Origin of the sequence: Halomonas rhizosphaerae, from assembly GCF_030010555.1 — a bacterium.
GTDB classification, from domain to species: domain Bacteria; phylum Pseudomonadota; class Gammaproteobacteria; order Pseudomonadales; family Halomonadaceae; genus Halomonas; species Halomonas rhizosphaerae.
This window is the reverse complement of the sequence record NZ_JASCQP010000034.1, coordinates 26,085-49,690: the sequence shown is the minus strand read 5'-3', so window position 1 is coordinate 49,690 and position 23,606 is coordinate 26,085. Positions and strand designations below refer to the sequence as shown.

Annotated in this window: 18 protein-coding genes; 10 read left to right on the top strand and 8 right to left on the bottom strand. The window is 66.7% G+C overall.

Translation table 11 applies throughout. From position 1 onward, the window contains the following. Window positions 1-12 precede the first annotated feature (12 nt). From QLQ83_RS15715 to QLQ83_RS15705, 3 genes are all read right to left on the bottom strand, one after another. Complete coding sequence (locus QLQ83_RS15715) at window positions 13-1,245, bottom strand: DUF3422 domain-containing protein (protein WP_282736460.1); 1,233 nt, start codon at window positions 1,243-1,245, stop codon at window positions 13-15. 95 nt (window positions 1,246-1,340) lie between these two features. Further along, the gene (locus QLQ83_RS15710; protein ID WP_282736459.1) at window positions 1,341-2,309 is read right to left on the bottom strand and encodes a magnesium transporter CorA family protein; all 969 of its coding nucleotides are present in this window, start codon (window positions 2,307-2,309) and stop codon (window positions 1,341-1,343) included. A 109-nt stretch (window positions 2,310-2,418) separates the two neighbouring features. Beyond that, complete coding sequence (locus QLQ83_RS15705; protein WP_282736458.1) at window positions 2,419-3,333, bottom strand: alpha/beta hydrolase; 915 nt, start codon at window positions 3,331-3,333, stop codon at window positions 2,419-2,421. Between the two features lie 131 nt (window positions 3,334-3,464). Here QLQ83_RS15705 and QLQ83_RS15700 point away from each other — a divergent pair, with 131 nt between their 5' ends. Further along, window positions 3,465-4,481, top strand: coding sequence for an acyltransferase family protein (locus QLQ83_RS15700; protein ID WP_282736457.1), 1,017 nt, complete (start codon window positions 3,465-3,467; stop codon window positions 4,479-4,481). Between the two features lie 111 nt (window positions 4,482-4,592). After that, window positions 4,593-5,489 carry a universal stress protein gene (locus tag QLQ83_RS15695; protein ID WP_282736456.1) on the top strand — a complete coding sequence of 299 codons (897 nt, stop codon included), beginning with the start codon at window positions 4,593-4,595 and terminating at the stop codon, window positions 5,487-5,489. Between the two features lie 31 nt (window positions 5,490-5,520). Here QLQ83_RS15695 and QLQ83_RS15690 read toward each other — a convergent pair whose 3' ends face one another. Beyond that, window positions 5,521-6,234, bottom strand: coding sequence for a DUF3581 domain-containing protein (locus tag QLQ83_RS15690; RefSeq protein WP_282736455.1), 714 nt, complete (start codon window positions 6,232-6,234; stop codon window positions 5,521-5,523). A 141-nt stretch (window positions 6,235-6,375) separates the two neighbouring features. On the opposite strand from QLQ83_RS15690, the gene QLQ83_RS15685 reads away from it, so the two are divergent. The 6 genes from QLQ83_RS15685 (at window position 6,376) to QLQ83_RS15660 (ending at window position 17,185) form a co-directional block, all read left to right on the top strand. After that, complete coding sequence (locus tag QLQ83_RS15685) at window positions 6,376-9,840, top strand: translocation/assembly module TamB domain-containing protein (RefSeq protein WP_282736454.1); 3,465 nt, start codon at window positions 6,376-6,378, stop codon at window positions 9,838-9,840. A gap of 124 nt (window positions 9,841-9,964) precedes the next feature. Then, complete coding sequence (gene nhaD, locus QLQ83_RS15680) at window positions 9,965-11,449, top strand: sodium:proton antiporter NhaD (RefSeq protein ID WP_282736453.1); 1,485 nt, start codon at window positions 9,965-9,967, stop codon at window positions 11,447-11,449. 375 nt (window positions 11,450-11,824) lie between these two features. Further along, window positions 11,825-12,268 (top strand): hypothetical protein, encoded by a 444-nt coding sequence (locus QLQ83_RS15675; RefSeq protein ID WP_282736452.1) that lies wholly within the window; start codon window positions 11,825-11,827, stop codon window positions 12,266-12,268. Further along, the gene (locus QLQ83_RS15670; protein ID WP_282736451.1) at window positions 12,237-13,457 is read left to right on the top strand and encodes a hypothetical protein; all 1,221 of its coding nucleotides are present in this window, start codon (window positions 12,237-12,239) and stop codon (window positions 13,455-13,457) included. The genes QLQ83_RS15675 and QLQ83_RS15670 overlap by 32 nt, the downstream gene beginning before the upstream one ends. Window positions 13,458-13,490: 33 nt before the next feature. Then, window positions 13,491-16,376 carry a bifunctional diguanylate cyclase/phosphodiesterase gene (locus QLQ83_RS15665; RefSeq protein WP_282736450.1) on the top strand — a complete coding sequence of 962 codons (2,886 nt, stop codon included), beginning with the start codon at window positions 13,491-13,493 and terminating at the stop codon, window positions 16,374-16,376. Next, entirely contained in the window at window positions 16,373-17,185 is an 813-nt protein-coding gene (locus QLQ83_RS15660) for a PEP-CTERM/exosortase system-associated acyltransferase (RefSeq protein WP_282736449.1), read from the top strand. Before QLQ83_RS15665 ends, QLQ83_RS15660 begins: the two co-directional genes overlap by 4 nt. A gap of 112 nt (window positions 17,186-17,297) precedes the next feature. Here QLQ83_RS15660 and QLQ83_RS15655 read toward each other — a convergent pair whose 3' ends face one another. Together QLQ83_RS15655 and QLQ83_RS15650 are read right to left on the bottom strand one after the other, a co-directional pair. Further along, a complete protein-coding gene (locus tag QLQ83_RS15655; RefSeq protein WP_282736448.1) occupies window positions 17,298-18,395 on the bottom strand; it encodes a DUF3541 domain-containing protein in 1,098 nt (365 codons plus the stop codon). A gap of 2 nt (window positions 18,396-18,397) precedes the next feature. Continuing rightward, window positions 18,398-19,144: a trimeric intracellular cation channel family protein gene (locus QLQ83_RS15650; RefSeq protein WP_282736447.1), complete on the bottom strand. Its 747-nt coding sequence runs from the start codon at window positions 19,142-19,144 to the stop codon at window positions 18,398-18,400. Window positions 19,145-19,308: 164 nt separating this feature from the next. Here QLQ83_RS15650 and QLQ83_RS15645 point away from each other — a divergent pair, with 164 nt between their 5' ends. Then, window positions 19,309-19,803 carry a nodulation efficiency, NfeD-like protein gene (locus QLQ83_RS15645; RefSeq protein WP_282736446.1) on the top strand — a complete coding sequence of 165 codons (495 nt, stop codon included), beginning with the start codon at window positions 19,309-19,311 and terminating at the stop codon, window positions 19,801-19,803. A 2-nt stretch (window positions 19,804-19,805) separates the two neighbouring features. Then, window positions 19,806-20,855 carry an SPFH domain-containing protein gene (locus tag QLQ83_RS15640; protein ID WP_282736445.1) on the top strand — a complete coding sequence of 350 codons (1,050 nt, stop codon included), beginning with the start codon at window positions 19,806-19,808 and terminating at the stop codon, window positions 20,853-20,855. 53 nt (window positions 20,856-20,908) lie between these two features. Here the strand turns inward: QLQ83_RS15640 and zapE are convergent, their stop codons facing one another. Next, entirely contained in the window at window positions 20,909-22,111 is a 1,203-nt protein-coding gene (gene zapE, locus QLQ83_RS15635; RefSeq protein ID WP_282736444.1) for a cell division protein ZapE, read from the bottom strand. A gap of 2 nt (window positions 22,112-22,113) precedes the next feature. After that, window positions 22,114-23,478, bottom strand: coding sequence for an N-succinylarginine dihydrolase (gene astB, locus QLQ83_RS15630; RefSeq protein WP_282736443.1), 1,365 nt, complete (start codon window positions 23,476-23,478; stop codon window positions 22,114-22,116). Window positions 23,479-23,606 lie beyond the last annotated feature (128 nt).

The following is a 23,606-nucleotide window of genomic DNA, read 5'->3' as shown; positions in this document are numbered from 1 at the left end:
GGGGCCCTGCCGTCAGTGATTCTTGACGCGCTGGATCCGCCAGGCCAGCAGGCCGATGATCCCCAGCCCCAGCGGCCCCAGCACGGCGGCGGCGACACTCGGCTCGATTGCCACGCCCAGGGCGTCGAGGCTCTGCAGCCCCAGCTTGAACAGGCTGAAGAGGTAGTAGCTGATCACGATGATCGACAGCCCCTCGACGGCCTTCTGGATCTTCAGCTGGCTGCTGGTGCGCTCGTTGAGGCTCTGCAGGATCTCGGAGTTCTGCGCCTCGATCTCCACCTGGGCGCGGGTCCGCAGCAGGTCGTTGAGCCGCGCCACGCTCTCCGCCAGGCTCTCCTGGCGCTGGTTGATCGCGGCGCAGTAGTGCACCGTCGGCCGGAAGCGGCGCAGGATGAAGGTCCCCAGCCGGGGGCGGTCGCCGAGGCGCTCCTCGCGCAGTTCCTCGATGCGGTTGAAGACGATCCGCGCATAGGCCTCGGTGGCGCTGAAGCGCTGGCGAGAGCGGGCCCCGGAGCGTTCGAGCCGCGCCGAGAGCGCGGAGATGGCCGCCAGCAGCGGCCGGGAGCTCTCCTCCTCGTCCTCGGTATTGCGCTCCGAGAGCTCGCCGAGCTCGAGCTCGTGGTCGCGCAGCTCGAGGCTCATCTCCTTGGCCACCGGCAGGGCCAGCGAGGCCATCATGCGATAGGTCTCGATCTCCAGCAGCCGCCGGGTCATGCGTCCCAGGCGAAAGGCATTGAGGCCGCGGTTGACCAGCAACAGGCGGTTGACGCCGGCCGCCGTGAGCCGGAAGTCGCTCCATACGGTGGCGTCGCCATCGCCCACGCTGGAACCGGCGGGGTCGCGAAAGCCGTAGGCCTCGGCGTCGCCGCCCCAGGCGGCCTCGGCCTCCACCAGGATCAGGCTGGCGTTGATCAGCGCCCGGCTGTGTTCGGCGGCGATCTCCGCCAGCAGCGGCGGGGGTGAGGGCCAGGGCTCGCCCCGGGCTGGCTTGGGCACCAGCAGCGTGAGGGTGAAGAACTCGGTGTGGCGCTCCCACTTCAGGGTCTGGTCGCCGAGATCGAGGATCTCCTGGGCCGCCTCGATGTCGGGGGTCCTGCCGACCACCTCGGCGACCCGGCCGAGGATGTCCGCGGCGATGTCGTCATCATCGAGGAAGGCATAGTGGTGGAGGTGCGCCGGCTCCTCGAAGTAGATCGAGGGCCGGGCGTGGAGTTCGTTATGCAGTCGGGCGCGCTGTGGGTGCATGTCGGGGCCAGGATAGGGGAAAGTCCCCCGAGACTAGAGGCTGGCCTCGCCCGGGCCAAGTGTGCCGCGTCAACGTGCCGCGACGGCGGCCAGGCTCACAGCCACTTCCTGCGCCGGAACAGCCACAGCAGGCCGAGGCCGATGGCGAGCATCACTCCCAGCACCACGAAATAGCCAAAGCGATAGGCGAGCTCCGGCATGTGCGCGAAGTTCATGCCGTAGATGCCGGCGATGAAGGTGAGCGGCACGAAGATGGCGGTGATCACCGTGAGCACCCGCATGGTGATGTTGAGCTGGTGCGAGGAGAGCGAGATGTAGCCATCGATCAGGTCGCCGCAGATGTCGTAGTACATCTGGGTCAGGCTGTACAGGCGCTCGAAGCGCTCGTGCACGTCGTTGATCGCGTGCAGGGTGTCCTCGTTGTCGCGGGGCAGGTGCTCGTAGTCGTAGGCGGTGAGCTCCTGGGTGATGCCGACATGGTAGCGGAACACCCGACGCATCTTCACCAGCCGGGAGCGGTAGGCGATGACCCGGCGCATCAGGGCGTCGCTGCCGTCTTCCATCAGCTCGTCCTCCAGGTCGCTCAGGGCATTCTCGAACTCGAGCAGGCTGTCCAGGTAGTAGCCGGCGGAGACGTACATGACCCGCAGCGCCACATGCTCGGGGGAGCGGCGCAGCAGCGTCTCGCCCTCGTGGGCCAGCAGACGGTCGATGCTCAGCGCCAGGCCGGGATGCAGGCTGATCAGGGAGCGCTCGCCGAGGAAGAAGGCGATCTGCTGGGGCGCGAAGTTGAGCTCGGCATCGAAGGAGGAGATGCCGCGATAGAGGACCAGGGTATGGGTCTCGAACTCCTCGATCTTGGGCGGGTGGCGCTCGCGGTGGGCGTCGTCGATGGCCAGGGGATGGCAGTCGAAGGCCTCGAGCAGTTCCCGCTCGCGCCCCTGACTCTCGCCCTGCAGGTCGATCCAGATACGACTCCTGGCCTCGTCGCGCCAGCGTGCGATCAGCTCCTCCCCGCCCCTCGTCACACGGCCATCGGCCTCCAGCAGCAGCGTACGCATCATCGGGTCGTCATCCTCCGGCGAGACAATCCCTGAACCTTACGGCACGGCTGGCGCCCTTGCCCAGCACCGGCCGAGAAGATGCTGTTCTCCCTTGCCGGCCTGGCGGGTGTCAGCCCGGCGTGGCAGGCTCGGGGTCCTCGACCCGGGCATCCTCGCTCTCGATCGGCACCGGCCCCTGGAGATGGCGGAACATGAAGTCGAGCCCTCGCGGCAGGCTGGCGCGCCATACCCGCCAGGTGTGGCCACCGGGCAGCACATCCAGGTGCACCTGGCCGAGCTGGTGCGGCTCCAGCGCGCTCTTGAGCAGCCGGGCATGGTGCACGGCATTCAGCCGGTCGCGATCCCCGGCGGTCAGGTAGAGGGGCACGACGAGCTCCTGGGAGAGGTAGCCGTCGAGGTGGGCCGTGTAGTTGGTGCGCTCCCAGAGGGCGGTGTCGAACTCGCCGTCCCTGACGAAGGCGGGATGGCGCCAGGCGGAGGAGTTGTCCGGAGGCAGCGGATGGTAGCTGGCGGGACTGAAGGCGGCGGCGGCACCGAAGAGACCGGGGTAGGACAGGGCAAAGTTCACCGCGCCGAAGCCTCCCGCCGAGAGGCCGGCCACCCCTCGCCACTCGCGGTCGGGCACCACGTGCCAGTTCTCCTCGATATGGGGCACCAGCTCCTGCAGGAAGGCCGAGCGCGCCGGCTCGTTGTGGCCGTCGATCCACCAGCTCTGGCTGCCGGGCATGACGATGATGGCCGGCGGGATGACGCCCAGCCGGATCAGCCGGTCGGCCGTGCGGCGCAGTCGACCCTTCAGGGCCCAGTCGCTCTCGCTGCCGAAGGAGCCGTGCAGCAGATAGACCACCGGATAGGCCTGGTTGCTGACCGCATAGCCCTCGGGCAGATAGAGGGTATAGGGATAGTCGCGCCCGAGATGCTCGGAGTGGAAACGCTGCTCGCTGACCTGGCCGCTGGCCGAGGCCGTGGCACCCGACAGCAGGCCCAGCAGCAACAGGGTGGTCACTCCGATCTTGCGGATCATGCGCGATTCTCCAGGTGCGAGAGAATGAGAGGGAATTCCTTCATGCAGGGAATTCGGGGCGTTACCCGCGGTCGGACACCAGATCGGCGCGACGCGTTCCACCAATATCCATCGGCGGCCACGGAGAGCCCATGAAACGCATCGAGGAAATCTACTGGCTTCGATTCTATGGCTGCCTGGCGGTCTTCATCTTCCATCTGGTAGGGCGCGTCGAGGATAACTACCTGGAACACCTCAGTCTCGACCTGGCGCGGATCCCCACCGTGCTGGGCACGCCGATCTTCATCTTCATCTCGATCTTCCTGTTCTCGGCCCGCTACGGCAACGAGACGCCGCACAACTTCCTCGCCAATCGCTTCAAGTACGTGATGGTGCCCTACGTCGTCTACGGGATGATCTACTCCCTGGCAGAATACCTGCGCATGCTGGCCAGCGAAGAGCGTGTCAGCTTCGGCTACCACATGACCGAATACCTGGTCTTTGCCGGCTGGCATGGCTACTTCCTGATCATCGCCATGCAGTTCTACGTGCTGTTCTGGCTCTACAACCGGTTCGACCTGCAGCGTTGGCTGCCCTCCGGCCCCTGGCTGGTGGTCGGATCCGTGATCAGCATCGGCTGGTGGGGCTTCTTTCGCTGGCAGGCGATCGAGCCACCGGGCTACCTGCACTGGATCGCGCCGCTGGGCTGGATCTACCTGTTCTTCCTGGCCCTGCTGATCGTCAAGCACTACCCGGACCTCCAGGAACAGGCCTGGTTCCGCCGTCTGTCGCACCCCGGCTGGCTGGTCGTGCTGGTGGGCGGCATCGTCGCCTTCACCCTGCGCGGTGAGCTGGAGTACTCCTCCAAGGAGACCTGGGTGGTGCCGCTGTTCATCTTCTCGCTGCTGTGGGCCATGCGCTGGCTGGTGGGCTTGAGGGCGACGCCCCTGGTCAAGAAGGTCAACGAGTACTCCTTCGGCATCTACCTGGCCCACCCGCTGTTCTTCTCGGTCGTGGACTTCATCGGCTGGCAGGTCCCCATCCCGCTGTGGCTGTACGTGATCGCCCTGGCGCTGGTGGGCATGGGCGGGTCGATACTGCTCAATCGGCTGGCCAACCAGGCCGACTGGAGCAGCATCCTGCTGGGCAAGCGCTTGCGGGTGGCCTGAGGCGACAGGCAGCGGAACACCAGGGGATGGCGCCCCGGGCCTACCCCTCGACACCGGCTGTCGATTACAGTGCCTGCAGGTCCGCGGTTCTGGAACGGGGAGGAAATATCGATGAGTGAGCCGATCTCGCTGGTGATCGTGCCCGTGGATGGATCACCCTCGGCGCAGGCAGCCGCCCGCCACGCCAGCCTGCTGGCCAGGCTGCTGGAGACGCCGCTGCAGCTGCTCCACGTGATGCCGCTCAACCCCGCCGAGCTCAGCGATATACCCGCCAACCGCCAGGCGGAAGCCGACCACGACAGGGCGCGACGCCAGGACATCGCCGCCGAGGCGTTTGCCCGGGCGCGGCAGGCGCTCGACCCGGACCTGACGCAGCCGCCCGCCGAGGTGATCCTCGAGGATGCCACCTTCATCCGCCACCCCGACCGCGTCATCCTCGAGCATGCTGCCCGGCAGCCCGGATGCCTGCTGGTGCTGGGGGCACGCCAGCTGAGTGAGGTCGGCAAGTTCATGCAGGGCAGCATCAGCAACGAGGTGGTGCATCGGGCCCGCTGCCCGGTGACCATCGTGCACGCCCAGGCTGGCCCGTCCGATGCGTCACGCCTGGGGCAGGTGCTGGTGCCGGTGGATGGCTCCCCTCACTGCCTGAAGGCGACCGCCCTGGCAGGCGAGCTGGCCCGCCGTGCCGACGTGCCGGTGGAACTGGTCTTCTGTCGGCCGGACGGCCTCTCGGCGTCTGCCGAGCACGCGGACGACAGCCCGTCCGACGAGGCCTTCCAGCGGGCCAGGGAAGCGCTGGGCGAGGTGCCGCGCGGCATCGAGGAGGTGGTGAGCGAGGGGAAACGCGTTCCCGAGGCCATCGTCGCCCGGGCCCGGCATCACGCCGAGGCGGCGCCGATGGTCGTCATGGGCCGCCGTGGCCTGGGCAAGTGGCAGTCATCCCTGCTGGGTAGCGTCAGTCATCGGGTCATCGACCTGGCGCCCTGCCCGGTCACCGTGGTGGCCTGAGCACCGAGTGACAAGTCTCCGGGGTGTCGCCTCAGGCCTCGGCCTCGTGGTAGGCCTTGAGACGGTAGAACTCCGCGACCACCTCGTCCATGGCCTCGGCGTCGTAGTCGCAGAGCCCGCTGACCACCAGCTTCTTGGAGCCGGTGCCGATCGCCTCGTTGCCCGCCATGATGCGGAACTCGAGCAGCGCATCGCCGCGCTTGCCGCTCACCTCCAGCGAGGAATCCACGAACTCCAGGCCCGGCGCGGGCGCATCCAGGCGGTCCAGGCAGAAGCCCATGCTGTCGTAGATCACCAACGGGCGACGCGGGTTGAACATCACCCCCTTCTCTTCCATCAGCGGCTTGAGGTAGTGGGGGAAGTTCTTGCCCGAGAAGGCGACATAGCTGCGGGTGAAGGCCTCCACCACCGACTCGTCACGGGTCGCCTCGCCGCTGCGCTCGACTTCCAGATAGCACTTGCCGCTCTCGTCGCAGACGCGGATCCGGCCATCGTCCTGTTCGCTGAAGCACAGCGGCGTGCCGTCCCCGACCATGCTCAGGAAGCGGAAGGTCATGCGCTGGGAGAGGCCGAAGCGTGCCAGCACCAGGGCGAACAGCAGGTCACCGGGCACACAGAAGCGACGTGCATCCGGGTTGTGGATGGGGTTGTAGTCGCCGGCAATGCGCTTGGCGAACTGGCTGGCCTGCCGTGCGGAAATGCGGATACGCCCATCCGTAAGCGTATGGAAATCATCGAGAAACATGCACTGTATGCCTGAGTCGTTGGCGGTCTGTACCCTGCCGGCGATTGCCGGGAGGGCAGATGATGCCACAAAACCCCGCGACAACGCAGGCCGACGAGGCCGTGTACCATGATCCGGGACACCGCGGGTCGAGGAAGTCACATGCAGCGCCTGGATGCCGATAGCTCAAGACGCCGACGCCTGACCTGGCTGCTGGCCCTGCCCCTGCTGGCCCTGGCCCTCTACCTGGTCGTGGCCAACGGGCTGATCAACGCCCGATACACCCAGGTGTGGCTGGCCGAGAAGTCCGGCATGTCGATCCGCTGGGCGTCGGGATGGAGCGCCTTCCCCGGCCACCTCGCCCTCGAGGCACTGTACGTCGAGAGCGAGGACCCGGCCCTCGAGCTGGCGGTGGACCGGGCACGTCTACGGTTCTCGCTGGCGGCGCTGCTCGAGCGCCGGCTGGAGGTCTCCACCTTCACGGCACAGGGGCTTCGCCGCTTTCGCCTGGGCCACCACCGCCTGGAGGGCGATGGTGGTATCGCGCTCTCCGGCCTGCGCCTTGACGAAGGCCGGGTATCGATCCAGGGCCTCGAGCTCTCCCTGGCAGAGGCCCGGGTCAGGCGCGGCAGCACCGTGCTGGCCAACGACATTCGCCTGGCAACCGACCTGCAGGTGGCGCCCTTTCGCCTGCGTGAACACCCCGACCTGGCGGCGGCCCGTTTCGTGTCAGGCACGCTGTCCCTGGATGCCACGGCCGACGCCTGGGACGTCTTCAATCCCTACCTGCGCCAGCTGGGCTGGCTCGACCTGGCCGGCCACGGCAGGCTGAGCGGCGAGCTGTCGCTCGAGCGTGGCGAGCTCGCCCCGGGTAGCGACCTCACGCTGGATTCCCCATCGCTGTTGGTGGAACTGGACGAACGGGTGCTGCTGTCGCCGCCCCCGGAGCCCGAGGAGGGAAAGCGGCCAGGCCGGGAGCGGGCCGAGGGCACGTCCGACCGCCATCGGCTGAGCGGCGGGGGCCGCGTCGCCGGCCGGGTCGTGGAAGGCGAGGAGGGGCCGGTCATGGAACTCGGCGTGACCCTCGACGAGATGCGGATGCTGCGGGCGGGGCTGGACGATCCCTTCATGACCAGCCGGCGCTTCCGGCTCTCCGCGCGGCTGCCCGGTGCCGACCTCGCCGACGCCCCGCGACGACTGGCCTCCGCCCGGCTCGAGTGGGAGGATGCCCGGCTGCCCAACGTGGGCGCCCTGGCGGTCTACCTCCCCGAGGGCGGCCCACTGACGCTGCAGAGCGGCAGTGCGCGACTGGAGGGGTACCTGGCGTACCGGGATGGCCTGCTCGAGGGCGACTTCCACCTGGCCGGCGACCAGGTGGCCCTGACCCTGGCCGGACGTCCGCTGGAAGGCAGCATGACCCTGGACCTGGCCCTTCCCGAGGTCGACCCGCGCCAGCGGCGTCTCGACCTGTCGGGCACCCACCTCGAGGTCTCGGCGCGCGGTGAGGAGGACGAGCTGCCGTTGACCACCGAGGTCACCCTGGAGGAGGCCAACCTGACCTCGATGGTGCCCCTGGCCAGGCTCATCGGGGGACAGGGCCCACCGCCGCTGGATGGCCGGGTGGTGATCAGGGGACGCGTGGCCCGGCTCGATGTCCTCGATGACTTCCTGATCCACGCCGTCGACGGCGGCCTGACCCTGGAGGGCGGCGGTGACCTGGCGGCCAGCCTGCAACTGGAGCGGGGCCGGGTGGCCTCGGGCAGCCGCCTGGCCGTGACCACCCAGTCGTTGCGGGCCCGCCTGTTCGACCTGGAGGCCTGGGGGCGGGGCAGCGTTACCGCCAGCTGGCAGGAAGCCCTGGGTCGACCCAGGGCCCGGCTGGACGCCAGCCTGGAAGAGACCCGTGTGGCGAGATCCTCCGACCGTCGCCTGCTGATGCGCGATGGGCGCCTGGTCCTGACGGCCGAGAGCGACGCCCCGGGGCTCGGTGCCGCGCTGGCGGGACCACGCCTGTCGCTCGCCTGGGAAGACGCCACGATGCCCGATGTCACGGTGCTGCAGGCCTACCTGCCTGCGGCCGCACCGGTGACGCTGCAGTCCGGACGGGGCACCACCCGGGGTCGGGTCACGGTCGAGGGGGGCCAGGCCCGTGGCCAGGCCGACCTGGCCGGCCAGCGCATCACCGGCCGCCTGCTCGGCCGGGAGGTGGAAGGCGAACTGGCACTGGACCTCCAGATTCAGGAGGCCGACCTGGACAACGGTCGCCTGGACCTCTCCGGATCACGGCTGTCGATGCAGGCGGCAGCGACGGCATCGGGTCCGCGCCTGCGTACCCGGATCGTGGCACGCGAGGCCCGCATCGGGCCGCTGCCGATGCCGGGACGGGAAGGAGCCGCGCCGGGAATGGACGGGCAACTGGTGCTCGATGGCCTGGTCGCCAACCTTGGCTTCCTCGACGACTTCCTCCCGTCTGCCCACGGCCTGACCCTGGAGGGCAGCGGCCGCTTCCGGGCCGAGCTGCGCCTCGCGGATGACCACCTTCGCCCGGGCAGCCAGCTCCGGGTCGAGGCGGACGACCTGGCGGTCGGCTTCCTTGACTTCGTCGCCAGTGGCCAGGGCCGCCTCGAGGCCGAGATCGACGGCGAACGCGAGGCTCCGGGAGCCCGACTGGCCCTGACGCTGCCCCGTTTCAGCCTGCACCGCATCGGCGAGGCAAACGCCCACGTCGAAGGTCGTCATTTCAGCCTCGAGACCGAGACGCCGCGCTTCGGCCTCGACCCCGACGAACGTTCGCTGCAGAACTTCAGCACCCGCATCCGCCTGCCCATCGCCGAGGTGGATGACCTCTCTCGCTACAACGCCTACCTCCCCGAGGAGTCGGGCCTGGCACTGCTGGGCGGCCGTGCCGGGCTGGAAGTGGACCTCCACCTGGAGGGGCTCCAGGCTCGCGGGGATCTCGGCCTTCAGGCCTTCGACACGGCCATCCTGCTCGGCGATCAGCGCCTGGAGGGCGACCTGCGGCTCGAGGCCCGCCTGCGTGATGGCAACCTGGTCACTCGCCACTTCGATGCCTCCGGCTCCCGTCTGCGGCTGGACAACATCCAGCGTCGTGATGAGCAGACGCGCGGCGAGGCCGGCTGGTGGGCGCAGCTCGACATCACCGAGGGCCGTCTCGACTGGACCCGCCCCCTGCAACTGGATGCGCGGCTCGACATGGCGATGCGTGACAGCGGCCTGCTGGCCCGCCTGTTCCTGTCCCGTGCCCGGGAATGGGAGTGGCTGGGCCGGCGCCTGACGGTCAACGACATCCGTGGCACCGCCCTGCTCCACCTCGACGACGATACCCTGCAGCTGCGCGAGGCGCGCCTGGCTGGCGACTCCCTGGAGATGCTCGCCGACCTGGTCTTTCGTGACGAGGCACCGGACGGCTCGCTCTATGCGCGCCTGGGCATCCTCGCCGCCGGTGTCTCCCTCGACAAGGGGCATCCCGAGGTTCGCCTGCTGCGTCCGCGACGCTGGTATGAACGCCACCGTCCCTCGCCCGAAGAGGACCTGGAAGAGGTCACCGTGAGCCAGTGGCAGCAGGCCCTGGAGACCCAGGCTCGGACCGACGGGAACAGCGACTGACCTCTCCCCCTACCAAAGAATCGGGGGTAATAAATAAGTGGCATACTGCATCGCAACACGCTGTGATAAGATTCTGCCGCTTTCTAACCCTTCCCCCACCTCCTGCCTCAGGATGATCGCAGCCATGCTGACAACCTGTCGTATACCCCCCCGGCCACGGCAAATCGCCCGTTGGCCGGGCATGCTCGTGCTCACCATGCTCTCGCTGCTGGCCAGCGGGCCCGCGCTCGCCGCCACCGGCGAGCTCGACCTGACCGGCTCCTTCGTGGGCATGCTCGCCGTCGCCGTCTTCGTGCTGGCCTACGCCCTGGTCATGGCCGAAGAAAAGATCCACATGCGCAAGTCGAAGCCGGTCCTGGTCGCGGCCGGCATCATCTGGGCGCTGATCGGCTGGGTCTATGTCAAGGCGGGCATGCCCACCGAATCGGAGCACGCCTTCCGCGTGACCCTGCTCGAGTTCACCGAACTGATGCTGTTCCTGCTGGTGGCGATGACCTACATCAACGCCATGGACGAGCGCCGGGTGTTCGATGCGCTGCGTTCCTGGATGGTCCGCAAGGGCTTCAGCTATCGCTCGCTGTTCTGGATCACCGGTGTGCTGGCCTTCGTGATCTCGCCGATCGCCGACAACCTGACCACCGCGCTGCTGATGTGTGCGGTGGTGACCAAGGTCGCCGAGGGCGACAAGCGCTTCATCAACCTCTGCTGCGTCAACATCGTGGTGGCGGCCAATGCCGGCGGCGCCTTCAGCCCCTTTGGTGACATTACCACCCTGATGGTCTGGCAGGCGGGTATCGTGCAGTTCTACGAGTTCTTCGACCTGCTGATCCCGTCGCTGATCAACTTCGTGATCCCGGCCGTGGTGATGAGCTTCTTCATCAAGAACCGCAAGCCGGCCAGCATGGAAGAGGACGTCTGGCTCAAGCGCGGCGCCCGCCGCATCATCGCCCTCTTCCTGCTCACCGTGGCCACCGCCGTGGCCTGCCACACCCTGCTGCACCTGCCGCCGGTGCTGGGCATGATGACGGGGCTTGGCTACCTGCAGTTCTTCGGTTACTACCTGCGCCGCACCCTGCCGCGCTCCCTGGAGCGCAAGCGTACCCGTTACAGCCAGCGCGGTGACTGGAAGAAGCTCGAGAGCCTGGGCAGCGTGGTGCCTTTCGATGTCTTCAACCGTGTGGCGCGGGCCGAGTGGGACACCCTGCTGTTCTTCTACGGCGTGGTGATGTGCGTGGGTGGCCTCGGCTTCATGGGCTATCTTGCCATGCTTTCCGAGGCCCTCTACACCGGCTGGAACGCCACCGGCGCCAACATCACCCTGGGGGTGATCTCGGCGGTGATCGACAACATCCCGGTGATGTTCGCGGTGCTGACCATGGAGCCGGAGATGTCCCATGGCCACTGGCTGCTGATCACCCTCACCGCCGGGGTGGGCGGCAGCCTGCTGTCGATCGGCTCGGCGGCCGGCGTCGCCCTGATGGGCCAGGCCCGCGGCAACTACACCTTCATGGGTCACCTGCGCTGGACCCCGGTGATCGCCCTGGGCTACATCGCCAGCGTGATGGCCCACCTGTGGATCAATGCCGAGAGCTTCCACGTCTTCGGCTGACCCCTTCCCCCCGGCGGCCCTCCGTCGCCGGGTTTCTCGCTCCGCGTTGATACGCCGGCCTGTAAATTTCCTTAAAGTGATGTAGCGTATAAGAATGACCCGTGTCAGAAAGGCACGATGGTCTTCCTGATGCCTATCGTGGGAAACAACTGATACGCATCGGGCATAAAAAAAGATAATGCCCCAAGGGGCTGCAGGGAGAAGGCGTCATGGACTCATACACACGTAACGGGCAAGCCGCGCCTGCATGGTGCATGAACCTGGCGCTCATCAGACAACGGGAACGCGACCCCCGATGCCATCATTCGTCCTGATCCGCTCCCTGGCGGCGGCAGGCGCCGTTGCCGATGCCTGCCAGCCGGGGAGGCGCACTTCATGCGGCGCCTGAGCCTCCTGGCCCTGGCCACCGTGATGCTGGCCGGCCTGTTGCCGGCCGGCTCACCGGCCATTGCCCAAGAGGCACAGATCCTGCTGGTGGCACACCCCGATGTGAATACCCGCCAGCTGAAGCGCGATACCACCCGCGCCATCTTCGCCATGAGACAGCGCACCTGGCCCAACGGCCAGGCCGTGCGGGTCTTCGTGCTCGACAACAACCACCCCGTGCATGCGCGCTTTGCCAAGGAGCAGCTGGCCGTCTATCCGCACCAGCTGCAGCTCGCCTGGGATCGCATGGTGTTCTCGGGCACCGGCCAGGCGCCCGACCGTGTTCGCGACCAGGCGGAGATGCGCGAGCAGGTCGCCACCACCCCCGGCGCCCTGGGATATCTTGAAAGGGAGTACCTGGATGATCGCGTCCAAGTCATTTCGATGGAGTGATCTCCGCTCCATAACCGCCATGGCCGCCGCCCTGGCCCTGGGTCTGTCTGCCCAGGCCCGCAGCGACGAAGGCGTACTGGATACCCTCCAGGTACATGGCTTCCTGAGCCAGGCGCTGATCATCACCGACGACAATAACTTCTTCGGCCCCAGCAGCGAGGACGAAGGCAGTTTCAAGTTCACCGAGATTGGCGCCAATGCCTCGCTGCGGCCCCACGAGGACGTGCTGCTGGCCGTCCAGGTACTGAGCCGGCGCGCCGGCGGGGATGGCAGCGATGCCACCCCGAAGCTGGACTATGGGCTGATCGATTACCAGATGCTCTCGAACCAGCAGCGCACCTTCGGCATCCAGCTAGGTCGTTTCAAGAACCCGTTCGGCTTCTACAACCAGACCCGCGATGTGGCCTTCACCCGCCCCAGCATCCTGTTGCCACAATCCATCTATTTCGACAGAACCCGTTCGTTGGCCCTTTCAGGCGATGGCGTTTCCCTATACCACGAGGAACGCCTCAGCCAAGGTTCATTGAGAACGCAAATTGGGGTCGGCCAGGTGCAGGCAGGAGACGACCTGCGCCGAACCCTGAGGCTCGATTCGGTTCCAGGCAGCCTTGACCCAAAACGCTCCGCCATAGGCCAGATCCGCTATGAACATGATGGAGGACGGATCGTTGCCGCTATCAGCGCGGCCAGCGCCAATGCACGCTTCGACTCCTCGGTGCCTGGGCTTAGTGACGGTGACTTCTACTTCAACCCATGGATTCTGTCGCTGCAGTATAACGAGGAAAACTGGAGCCTGACGGGTGAATACGCCCGGCGAAATTCCGGGCTCGAGAACTTCAACAACCCTGCCTTCAACTTCGATGTCACAGGCGAGAGCTGGTACGTCCAGTATACCCGTCGGTTTTTTGATGACTGGCAGTGGCTGGTTCGCTACGACCACCTGGTCAGCAATCGTGACGACCGCTCGGGGAGGTCATTCGAGGCCAGCGGGGCGGGGCCTGCCCACAGCCAGTATGCGAAGGATATGACTCTGGGGCTTCAGTGGACCCCACACCCCAGACTGCTGCTGGCAGGCGAGTATCACCATGTCGATGGTACCGGCTGGCTGCCTGTCCAGGATAACCCGGACCCTTCCGAGACCAGCCGTCGCTGGAACATGCTGCTGTTCCAGCTCTCACTTCGCTTCTGACGTCCCAATGCTCCTGGCCAGGAACCCGCAGAGATGACCCTCCCCGCATCCCTCCGGTCTCGTCATCGACTCAGCCTGACTTGGCGTGTCATCGCCCTGAGCAGCCTGCTGCTGGTCGGGCTCGTGGCGCTGTTCACCTGGCTGGGCCATGACAACCTGACCCGCCAGTTCCAGGAGAGCCGCAACCAGCACCATGAGCGCCAGCAGCGCGAGATCCGCCTGGCTCTCCAGCGTTCGGCGGAGAACCTTCGCCAGCTGGCGGGCCTGGCCGCGGCCTCGCCACGCCTCGGACCACCTCTGGAGGCGGGCAACGCGGAGGAAGTGGAGGAGGCACTGGCGTCCCAGTGGCCGACCCTGCAGCTCGAGGCCGGCATCGACGAGATCCTGGTGGTGGACACCCGGGGACGGACCATGGGTCGCTGGGGCTCCAGCCAGCCGGAGGGCAGTTTGCCTATCCAGGCCTGGGCAAAGCGAATCATGGACACCGAAATGCCTATCACGGCATTGCGCTGCACGACGGACTGCCAGCAGTATGCCGCCGTTCCGGTGCTGGTGAATGGCGATAGCGTCGGCCTGGTCGTGCTATCCCGGTCGCTGGCCGATGTGACCCGACAGGCCCGAGAGGTCTCCAACGCCGAGGTGGCCCTGCTGGTGACCGGCCAAATGGAGAGCCGCGACCTCCCCGAGGGACGCCATCTCGCCCCCTGGAATGGCTATCTCCTGGCCTTGACGCGCCAGGAAGAGAGCCTGCCCGTCCTGCAACGGGCAGCCCAATTCGGACCGATCAGCGCCCTGCTGCAAGCCCCTCTGCAGCTGCAGCACCGGGGCCAGTACCTGGAGCTCAGCGCGGTCCGCATGGACGAGGACGCAGACCGGCGCAGCACCGGGTACTTCCTGCTGGTCTCGGATATCTCGGCCCAGATCAGGGCCATCAACGAGGACACTCGCATCCTGCTGGGGGTAGGCCTCGCGGGCTGGATCGCCGCGGAGCTGGTGCTGCTGCTGATCCTGCTGCGGCCCATGGCCCGCCTGCGCCGGATCGCCGGCTTGCTGCCGACACTGGCCAGCGGGGGATTCGACGATGTCCGGGCCGCGATTCCGACTGTCCGTCACCGCCTGCCGGACGAGATCGACGTGCTGGAAGGCACCACGCTGGAGCTCTCGGGACAGCTCGAGATGCTGGAGCAGGAGGTTCAGGAACGCGGCGACCAGCTGGCGGAGCGCGTCGAGGAACTGGCCCAGGAAAGGGACTTCGTGAACAGCCTGCTGGATACCGCCCGGGTCTTCATCATCGCCCAGGACAGCAGGGGGCGGATCAGCCTCGTCAACGACTACACCCGCTCGATGCTGGACCTGGACGAGCCCTCCCTGCTGGGCCGCCACTTCGTGGACGTGTTCGAGGCGGGCAGCCCTTCTCCGGTCGGCGCCTTCGGCACGCCGCAGCAGGAGGAACGCACCCTGCAGACCCCGGACCACCGCATTCATACCATCGCCTGGTACCATGCCCCGCTGCCGTCCGGCACTGACGGGAGCATGTCGCGGATCTCGGTGGGGCTCGACATCACCGAGCGCAAGGCCGCGGAGGCCCGCCTGACCTGGCTGGCCGAACGCGACCCCCTGACCGAGCTCTACAACCGGCGCTACTTCCAGGACGCCCTGCAGAAGGCACTGTGGCGAGAGTCGCATGGTGCCGTGCTGCTGCTGGACCTGGATCAGTTCAAGGAGGTCAACGAGCTCAGCGGCCACCATGTCGGAGACCGTCTGCTGCGAGAGGTGGCCGAGACCCTCCTGCTCAACCTGGGCCATCGCGGCGTCATCGCCCGCCTGGGAGGCGACGAGTTCTCGCTGTTGCTGGAGCATGCCGACGAGGACCAGGCGGTCCAGGTTGCCCAGCATATCGACCGGTTACTCGACAGCCTGGGGTTCACGGCCGCAGGGCGACGTCACCGGGTCACCGCGAGCATCGGCATTGCCCTGTTCCCGACCCACGGTGCGACGCCGGCCGACCTGATGGCCAGTGCCGACGTGGCCATGTACAAGGCCAAGGAGAGTGGCATCCAGCACTGGCACCTGCTCTCCAGGACAGAGAATGCCAAGGACGAACTGCAGGAGCGTGTCTACTGGGTCGAACGCGTGCGCAGCGCCCTGGAAGAGGAGAGCTTCGAGCTGATGGTGCAGCCGATCATGCGGCTGGAGGATCGCGACGTGAAGCACTACGAGGTGCTGCTGCGCATGCGCGATGCCGATGGCAGCCTGGTGTCTCCCGCCTATTTCATCCCGGTAGCGGAGCGCAGCGGCCAGATCGTGCAGGTCGACCGCTGGGTGCTGCGCCACAGCCTGCGGATACTCAGCCAACTCCAGGAGAGAGGCATCAGCCTGGCGGTCAACCTGTCCGGCCAGTCCCTGCATGATGAAGGCCTGAAGCAGTACCTGGCCGACGAACTGGCCGCCAGCGGTGCCGACCCCCACCACCTCATCCTCGAGGTCACCGAAACCGCCGCCGTTACCGATTTTTCCACTGCACGCGGCGTGTTGCAGGCGGTCCGAGACCTTGGCTGCCGGACCGCCCTGGACGACTTCGGCGTGGGCTTCAGCAGCTTCCATTACCTGGGGCAGCTGCCGGTGGATTACATCAAGATCGATGGCTCCTTCATCCGCAGCCTCACGATCAGCCCCGAGAGCCGCGTCATCGTCCAGGCCATCGCCGATATTGCCGCAGGCTTCGGCAAGCAGGCCATCGCCGAGTTCGTCGATCAGGAGGCCCTGCTGCCTTTACTGAAATCCTACGGCATTGCATTCGGGCAGGGCTTCCATTTAGGAAAACCCGTCCCCTTACATCAAGCGTTCGGCTTCCCTCTTCATGGCACTCTTGCTGGTCAAGAGCCCCCTAATCCTTCCAGTTCAAGGAAAAGAGAATGAGATCTTGCTCATCTGATAGCAACGCAGAGTCATCTACTCAGTTGCTTGAACGCTTCAGGAGCGGATTCCGTTTCAGGCTTGCTACAAGCGACGAGGAAAAGCGCAAGGTATATCGCTTGAGGTATGAGGTCTATTGCGATGAGCTTGGCTATGAAGAGCCCTCTGATGCCTGCGAAGGGCTGGAATATGATGAGTATGACGAGCGCTCGCTTCACTTCCTGATCGAACATCGCCGAAGTGGGAGAACGGCCGGGTGCCTGCGTCTTGTGCTGCCGTCTTCGGAGGATGACTGTCATGACACAAGGCTGCCTCTGCAAAGCTATGCGGACCAGAGTCTTACCCATGCCGTTCTCCACCCGGCACTACTCGACAAAGACGAGATTTGTGAGGTGTCAAGACTCGCGATAGCTCTTCCCTTCCGAAGAAGGTCTGTCAAGGCTGAACTCGAAGCCAGCGTGAAATCCACTTTCCTGGAGTTCACGCAGGATGAAAAGAAGACATTCCCCGTGATTGTCGTCGGTCTTTTCCTGGCTACCTATGCACTTGTCGGCATGACTAACCGCCGACATGTGTTTGCCATGATGGAACCGAAACTTCCAAGGCTTCTTGCCATGTCGGGTTTCTACTTCACTCAGGTTGGCGACACCATAGATTTTCATGGAAAAAGAAGCGCATTCTATATCGATCAGCACCAAGCCGAGAGGGAAATCCACGCCAAGCTACTGCCACTCTACCGACATATACAGGATGAGCTGGAATCACAGGCAAACCTTTCCTACAGGCAGAAGACACTGGCCATGATGCCATGATCTAATAACCGTGATCGAAATGGCATAGCATAGTGGCGACTGAGCGTACCTGTCCCATTTTCGACATATCCAGGAGAAATTAGGCCCGCAATCGCCTGCCGCATTCCGGACCTCATAGTCCGCCAATAGAGATGGCCGGCCCCGTATACAGGGTCTCCGGCCAGTCCAGCAGCATGATGGCCAGCACGTTGCGGTGTTCGCCGCTGGCCAGGTCGGTGCCTCCCTGCTCTGACGGCACCATCCTCGCTCCGGGGTCATAGGCCTCGACCAACGCATCCTGCAGTCGCGTCACGGCCGGATGATCCTCCTCCCCGGCCAGCAGGAAACTGATGCCCACCTCCGTGTAGATATCCTCCTTGGTATCCGCGAGGATGCGATCCAGGCTCGCGGCGAACTCGTCCAGCACCCAGCGGAACTCCTCGGCTGACACCGGCTGCTGGTAGTAGTCGCTGGCGGCGATCACGAAGTGGGTCATGCCGTAGATCTTGTTGCGGTACTCGGCCGTCGAGAGCCCCGAGTCGCGCCGCGGTGGGTACTGGTGGCGGAAGGCGGTGATGACCTCCTCGCGCAGGTCGGTCACGCCCAGGTCCTCGAGGTAATACACCAGGTTGGCCACCTGGGCGGCATAGACCGCCATCACGTCGGAATCGAGCAGGAAGGTACGAAAGTCGACGCTCGCCAGGTAGTCCAGCGCCCCTTGATGGCCGGGAAGGTCGGCCTCGTTCAACAGGCCATGGTATTTCGCCTGGGTCAGGTCAAAGGCCAGGCTCTTCGCGTAGGCGATCTCTCCCCACTCGGCGAGCATCCGCTTGCGACGACGCTGCTTCTCGCTGCCTGTCGGATAGGCAGCCACCTTCTCCCGGGCCCGTCGTTCGGCGTGGCCCGGCGTGTCCAGCGCCTTGATCTCCTCACGAATCCGGCCCACGAGGCGGTGACCATAGACCCGATTGAGGGGCAGGTAACGGGCGTCCCCGGTGATCCGGTAGAGTCGCTGGGCATAGTGGCGCTGCTTGCTCCGGGGAAGGTCGGGCAGCGCTGCCTCGTAGTTCTCGCGGATCGCCCCGGCCACGGCTGCATGATCCAGCCCCTGTTCACTTTGCTGGAAGTCCCGTTGCTGGAGGGAACAGCCGGCCAGCGACAGGAGCGCCACCATCAGCCAGGTCACGAGCACGGCAGGCGTGCGGGGCCTTCCTCGAATCGTCAGGTTCATGCTCATTTCGCCTTCCCCCTTCGTCTGCTGCGCCCGGGCGGGATCAGCTTGACCCTGGCCTTGGGACGCCCGTGGGGAATCGCCTGCTCCTGCCCGTCACCCTCAGGGTCCTGGGAAGTCGGTGACGGCTGTACCACCACCCAGGCGAACACCGGCAGGGACAGGTGCCAGTGGATCGCCGAGAGCCGCAACCCCAGGGTAACCACCAGCCCCGTGGCGATGGAGACGGCCAGCGGCGCGGCGAGAGCCTCCAGGCCCACGAAGACCACGCCACCGGCAATCGAGGCGGTGGCATAGACCTCTTGCCGGAGCACCATGGGTACCCGACGCGCCAGCACATCGCGAACCATGCCACCGGCCACACCGGTCAGCAGCCCCATCAGCACCGCCACCACGCCGGGCGACTCCAGCATCAGGGCCTTGTGGGCCCCGATCACCGTGAAGAGCGCCAGGCCGAAGGCGTCTGCCACCGGCAGGAAGCCCCGCGAGAGGCGATGGATGTAATGGAAGCCGAGGATCGACAGACCCACCGTGGCGAGTATCACCCAGAGGTAGGTCGGATCCGTCACCCAGAACACTGGACGCACGCCCAGCACCAGGTCTCGCAGGGTGCCACCACCAATGCCGGTCACCGCCGCCAGCACCAGCATGCCGAAGGGGTCCATCCGCGAGCGGCAGGCGAGTATCACGCCCGAGAGGGCGAAGACGATCACCCCCGCCATGTCCAGCCAGTAGACCACGCCCGTCACAGTGTCTCTCCCTTGTCAGTTGGGCGGCAGCATAGCGCATCTGTCCGATCCCACGCTGCTCCAGCGCTCTTCTGCTGGCCACAAAAAAGTTCGCGACCATGCCTCGATATGGCGAGGGCCTCGGGTTATGTTGCCTGGGTCACACGACTCGACAAGGAGCCGACATGGGCTGGAATCCCGCCATCATCTGGCTGGCCATCGCCTTGCTGCTGGGCCTGGCGGAACTGATGTCCGGCGGCCTGGTGCTGCTGGCGCTGGGCGGGGCCGCCGCCCTGACCGCTGGCCTGGCCGCCCTGGGGCTGTCACTGCCCTGGCAGCTGCTGGGCCTGGGCGTGTTCTCGGGGCTGCTGGTGCCGCTGGCGGTGATGGTGATCCGGCCTCGCTTTTCGCCCCGTGGCGTGGCCTACGGCACCACCGGGACCGGGGTGGAGAAGCATCGTACCTACACCACCCTCAAGCGCGACTTCGACGGGGCCACCGGTATCAAGGTCAACGGCGACTTCTACCGCCTGCGGGTGGTGGAAACCGGCGCCACCGAGCTGCCAGCGGGTACCCGGGTGACCTTCAGGCGGTTCGACGGCACCACCGCCCTCGTCTCGCCCATCTCCTCCGATTCCTCCACGACAAGCGTCTCATCCGCACCACACAGGGAGCAGTGAACATGGATTTACCACTCGGCCCGGGCCTGATTCTCAGCCTGATCGTCGTCGTCATCGGCATCCTGATCATCGTCAAGGGGCTGGTGATCGTGCGCCAGTCCGAGGTCTTGGTCATCGAGCGACTGGGGTCGTTCCACCGGCTGCTCGAGAGCGGGATCAACATCATCATTCCCTTCATCGAGCAGCCTCGCGCCATCACCATGATCCGCTACCGCAAGATGGGCGATGACTATCACGCCATCACCAGCGACGAGATCCGCATCGACCGCCGCGAGACGGTGATGGACTTCCCCGGCCAGCCGGTGGTCACCACCGACAACGTCACGGTGACCATCAACGGCGCGCTCTACTACCAGATCATCGACCCCAAGCGCGCCGTCTACGAAGTCGAGAACATGAGCCAGGCGGTGGAGGTGCTGGCCAAGACCACCCTGCGCTCGGTGGTCGGCAAGATGGAGCTCGACAAGCTGTTCGAGTCCCGGGCCGAGGTCAACAACGAGATCCAGGCCGCCATGGAGGAACCCGCCTCCAAGTGGGGGGTGAAGATCTCGCGGGTCGAGGTGCAGGACATCGCCATGCCCGAGGAGGTGGAGACCGCCATGCGCCTGCAGATGGCCGCCGAGCGCAAGCGTCGCGCCACGGTGACCGAGGCCGAGGGCGAGAAGGCCGCGGCCATCGCCAAGGCCCAGGGGCAGCGCGAGTCGGCGATCCTCAACGCCCAGGGCGACAAGGAGTCCGCCATCCTGCGCGCCCAGGGCGAGCAGGAGTCGATCAAGCTGGTGCTCAATGCCATCGGCGACAGCGAGGAGAACAAGCGCACCGTGGTCGGCTACCTGCTGGGCCAGAGTTACATCAAGGTCCTGCCGACCATGGCCAAGGAGGGCGAGCGCGTGTTTGTGCCCTACGAGTCCAGCGCCCTGCTCGGCGCCATGGGCATGTTCCGCGAGATGGCCGGTTCCCCGGAAGACGCCGTGGCCAGCCACCTGAGGGCCAGCGGCAACCAGAGTGGGCTGCGCGGCGGCGTGGTCGGGGGGGCCGCCACGGGCGGCTGAGCATCCCCCGGCCCCCGCAGCATCGCGTCGGGCGTCCTGCCCGGCCCGTCGGTTCAGCCGGCCTCTGCCCCGAAGCGCGCCAGTTGCATCTCCTGCAGGCGACTCAGGGTACGCCGGAACGGGAAGGCCAGGTGGCCGAGGGGGTAGAGGTCGGGCAGTGCCACCTCGGCCTCCAGGTAGAGCGGCGTGCGTCGGTCATAGCACTCATCGACCAGGGCGATGAAGCGCCGCACGCCGTCGTCCTTGCGGGACAGCGGCGGCAGTTCCCGTTCCCCGGCCGCCACGCGTTCGGTGCCATCCTCGGTACCACGTGCGATGCCACCGATGCGATGCGTGTCGCTCAGCCGCGGCACCTCGCCGATCAGGACATGGTCGAAGCGGTCGACCAGGGCGATGAAGTCCAGCGCCGATAGCGGTTGCTCGCACAGATCCGCATAGCGACACCAGACCACCGTCTCGCTGCGGCACCGCACGGCGATGCGCCGATGTCCCAGCTCGATGGGATCGTCGTCGCGTGCCTCGCCTGCGCTCAACCGCTCGAACACCGCGTCCAGGGCACTCGACCGATCGGGCTGCTTCACCCAGAAGCGCGGGTGCGCCTTGCCGGGGTGTCGCCGGTGATCGCGGCCGCCATCCAGCTCGACCACCTGCATATGGCGCTCGATGGCGGCGATGGCCGGCAGGAACCGCTCACGGTTGAAGCCATCGGCATAGAGCTGGTCGGGGGCCTGGTTCGAGGTGCAGACCAGCGTCACCCCGTGATCGAACATCGCGCTCAGCAGCCGGCCGAGCAGCATCGCATCGGCGATATCGCCGACGAACAGCTCGTCGAGGCACAACACCCGAATCTCGTCGCCCATCTCCCGGGCCAGCGCCATCAAGGGGTCGGCGGTGCCGCGCAACTGAAACTGGCGCCGGTGCACCCAGCGCATGAAGTGGTGGAAGTGCTGGCGACGCGAGGGCACCCGGAGATGCCGATGGAAGTCATCCATCAGCCAGGTCTTGCCCCGCCCGACCGGGCCCCAGAGGTAGACCCCCGGGATGGCCGCGCCGCGCCGTGCCTCCTGCACGGCATGGAAGCACGCCTCGAGATGGCCGACCGCCTGCCACTGGGCCTCGTCCGAGGCGAAGCCGCCCTGCTCGACCGCCCGGCGATAGGCGTCCCCCGGCGACGCTGACGCCCTCATGCCCTCCGCCTCCCCGTCCATGTCGACCGCCTCCCGGCCGCCGCCACCGGGCACTCGCCGCGTCGCCATACTCACCCCCGCTGGAAGGGATAGACCGGGCCCAGTTTCAGGATCCCCGTCAGCTCGTCCAGCGCCGCCAGCGTCTCCTCGGCCAGCTGCGGATCGGCCAGGTCCTTGGGCGCCAGGCGGTCGCGGTAGTGACGCTCGACCCAGGCGGTAAGCTCGCCGTGCAGGGCGTCGTCCAGCAGCACCCGCCCGGAGAGGGCCGCGCGCTCGGCCGCCGAGAGCACCACCCTCAGGCGCAGGCAGGCAGGCCCGCCGCCGTTGCGCATGCTCTGCTTGACGTCCTTGACCACGACCTCGCTGATGGGAGTGTGGCCGGCCAGCAGGAGATCCTGGATGGTGCGCCAGACGCTCTCGCGTTCCTGGCACTCCCCGGGCACCACCAGCGTCATGGTGCCATCCGGGTTGGAGAGCAGCTGGGAGTTGAACAGGTAGGAGGCCACGGCGTCCTCGAGGCTGACCGCCTCCTCGGGAATCCGTATCGGGACCAGCGGCGAGGCCATCTTGGTCCTCAGCTCGTCCAGGGTGGCCTGCTCGTCGAGGAAGGCCCGCTCGTGGTAGAGCAGCACCGGACCGTTGCCCACGCTGATGACGTCGTTGTGGAAGACGCCGGCGTCGATGGCCTCGGGGTGCTGCTGGGCGAACACCACCCGGGACTCCGTGAGACCATGCTGGCGGGCAATGGCCTGGCTCGCCTCCAGGGTCTGCCGCGCCGGGTAGCGCCGGGGGGCCACGCCCTCCTCGGCTCCCCAGCCGAAGGCCGCGCGGCCATAGACAAAGAGGTGCACCCCGGGCTCGCCGTGGTCGGCGGCGAGGCGGGTATGGTTGGCCGCGCCCTCGTCGGAGAAGGCGGGGGTCGCCGGCAGCACCGGATGGTGGGCGAAGCGCGCCTCGTCGCGGAAGATCGCCGCCAGCACCCGGGCGGTGGTGGCTGGCTCCAGGAAGCGGTGGAAGCTCGACTGCAGGTTGGCCGGGGTGAAGTGCACCCGGCCGTCGGGGGCATCCGCAGAGGGCGTCACGGTGGCGGCATTGGCGGTCCACATGCTCGAGGCCGAGCAGACCGCGCGCAGGATCTGCGGTGCCTCGCCCGCCGCCCGGGCCAGTACCCGTTCATCGCTGCCGGAGAAGCCGAGCTGGCGAAGCGCCCCCAGGTCGGGGCGCTGCTGGGGCGGCAGCACGCCCTGGGCGTAGCCGGCCTCCATCAGCGCCTTCATCTTGCCCAGGCCCTGCAGCGCAGCCTCCCGGGGATTGGCCTCCAGGCCCCCGTGGGTCATGGAGGCGACGTTGCCCAGGGCCAGGCCGGCATAGTTGTGGGTCGGGCCGACCAGGCCATCGAAGTTGACCTCGCGCACATCCGGGATCGGCTGGCTCATAGCGTCACCCCCGGTGGCAGCGTCTCGGGCAGGACCAGCGCCTCACTCTCCATGGAAGCGACCGGGTAGGCGCAGTAGTCGGCGGCGCCAGTGAAAGAGCGCACTGGCAGTGCCGCAGACAGCGATGG

Bases quoted from the DNA above. Each gene is read 5' to 3' on its own strand.
- QLQ83_RS15715 (WP_282736460.1), bottom strand. From the start codon at position 1,245: ATGCACCCACAGCGCGCCCGACTGCATAACGAACTCCACGCCCGGCCC.
- QLQ83_RS15710 (WP_282736459.1), bottom strand. From the start codon at position 2,309: ATGATGCGTACGCTGCTGCTGGAGGCCGATGGCCGTGTGACGAGGGGC.
- QLQ83_RS15705 (WP_282736458.1), bottom strand. From the start codon at position 3,333: ATGATCCGCAAGATCGGAGTGACCACCCTGTTGCTGCTGGGCCTGCTG.
- QLQ83_RS15700 (WP_282736457.1), top strand. From the start codon at position 3,465: ATGAAACGCATCGAGGAAATCTACTGGCTTCGATTCTATGGCTGCCTG.
- QLQ83_RS15695 (WP_282736456.1), top strand. From the start codon at position 4,593: ATGAGTGAGCCGATCTCGCTGGTGATCGTGCCCGTGGATGGATCACCC.
- QLQ83_RS15690 (WP_282736455.1), bottom strand. From the start codon at position 6,234: ATGTTTCTCGATGATTTCCATACGCTTACGGATGGGCGTATCCGCATT.
- QLQ83_RS15685 (WP_282736454.1), top strand. From the start codon at position 6,376: ATGCAGCGCCTGGATGCCGATAGCTCAAGACGCCGACGCCTGACCTGG.
- nhaD (WP_282736453.1), top strand. From the start codon at position 9,965: ATGCTGACAACCTGTCGTATACCCCCCCGGCCACGGCAAATCGCCCGT.
- QLQ83_RS15675 (WP_282736452.1), top strand. From the start codon at position 11,825: ATGCGGCGCCTGAGCCTCCTGGCCCTGGCCACCGTGATGCTGGCCGGC.
- QLQ83_RS15670 (WP_282736451.1), top strand. From the start codon at position 12,237: ATGATCGCGTCCAAGTCATTTCGATGGAGTGATCTCCGCTCCATAACC.
- QLQ83_RS15665 (WP_282736450.1), top strand. From the start codon at position 13,491: ATGACCCTCCCCGCATCCCTCCGGTCTCGTCATCGACTCAGCCTGACT.
- QLQ83_RS15660 (WP_282736449.1), top strand. From the start codon at position 16,373: ATGAGATCTTGCTCATCTGATAGCAACGCAGAGTCATCTACTCAGTTG.
- QLQ83_RS15655 (WP_282736448.1), bottom strand. From the start codon at position 18,395: ATGAACCTGACGATTCGAGGAAGGCCCCGCACGCCTGCCGTGCTCGTG.
- QLQ83_RS15645 (WP_282736446.1), top strand. From the start codon at position 19,309: ATGGGCTGGAATCCCGCCATCATCTGGCTGGCCATCGCCTTGCTGCTG.
- QLQ83_RS15640 (WP_282736445.1), top strand. From the start codon at position 19,806: ATGGATTTACCACTCGGCCCGGGCCTGATTCTCAGCCTGATCGTCGTC.
- zapE (WP_282736444.1), bottom strand. From the start codon at position 22,111: ATGGCGACGCGGCGAGTGCCCGGTGGCGGCGGCCGGGAGGCGGTCGAC.
- astB (WP_282736443.1), bottom strand. From the start codon at position 23,478: ATGAGCCAGCCGATCCCGGATGTGCGCGAGGTCAACTTCGATGGCCTG.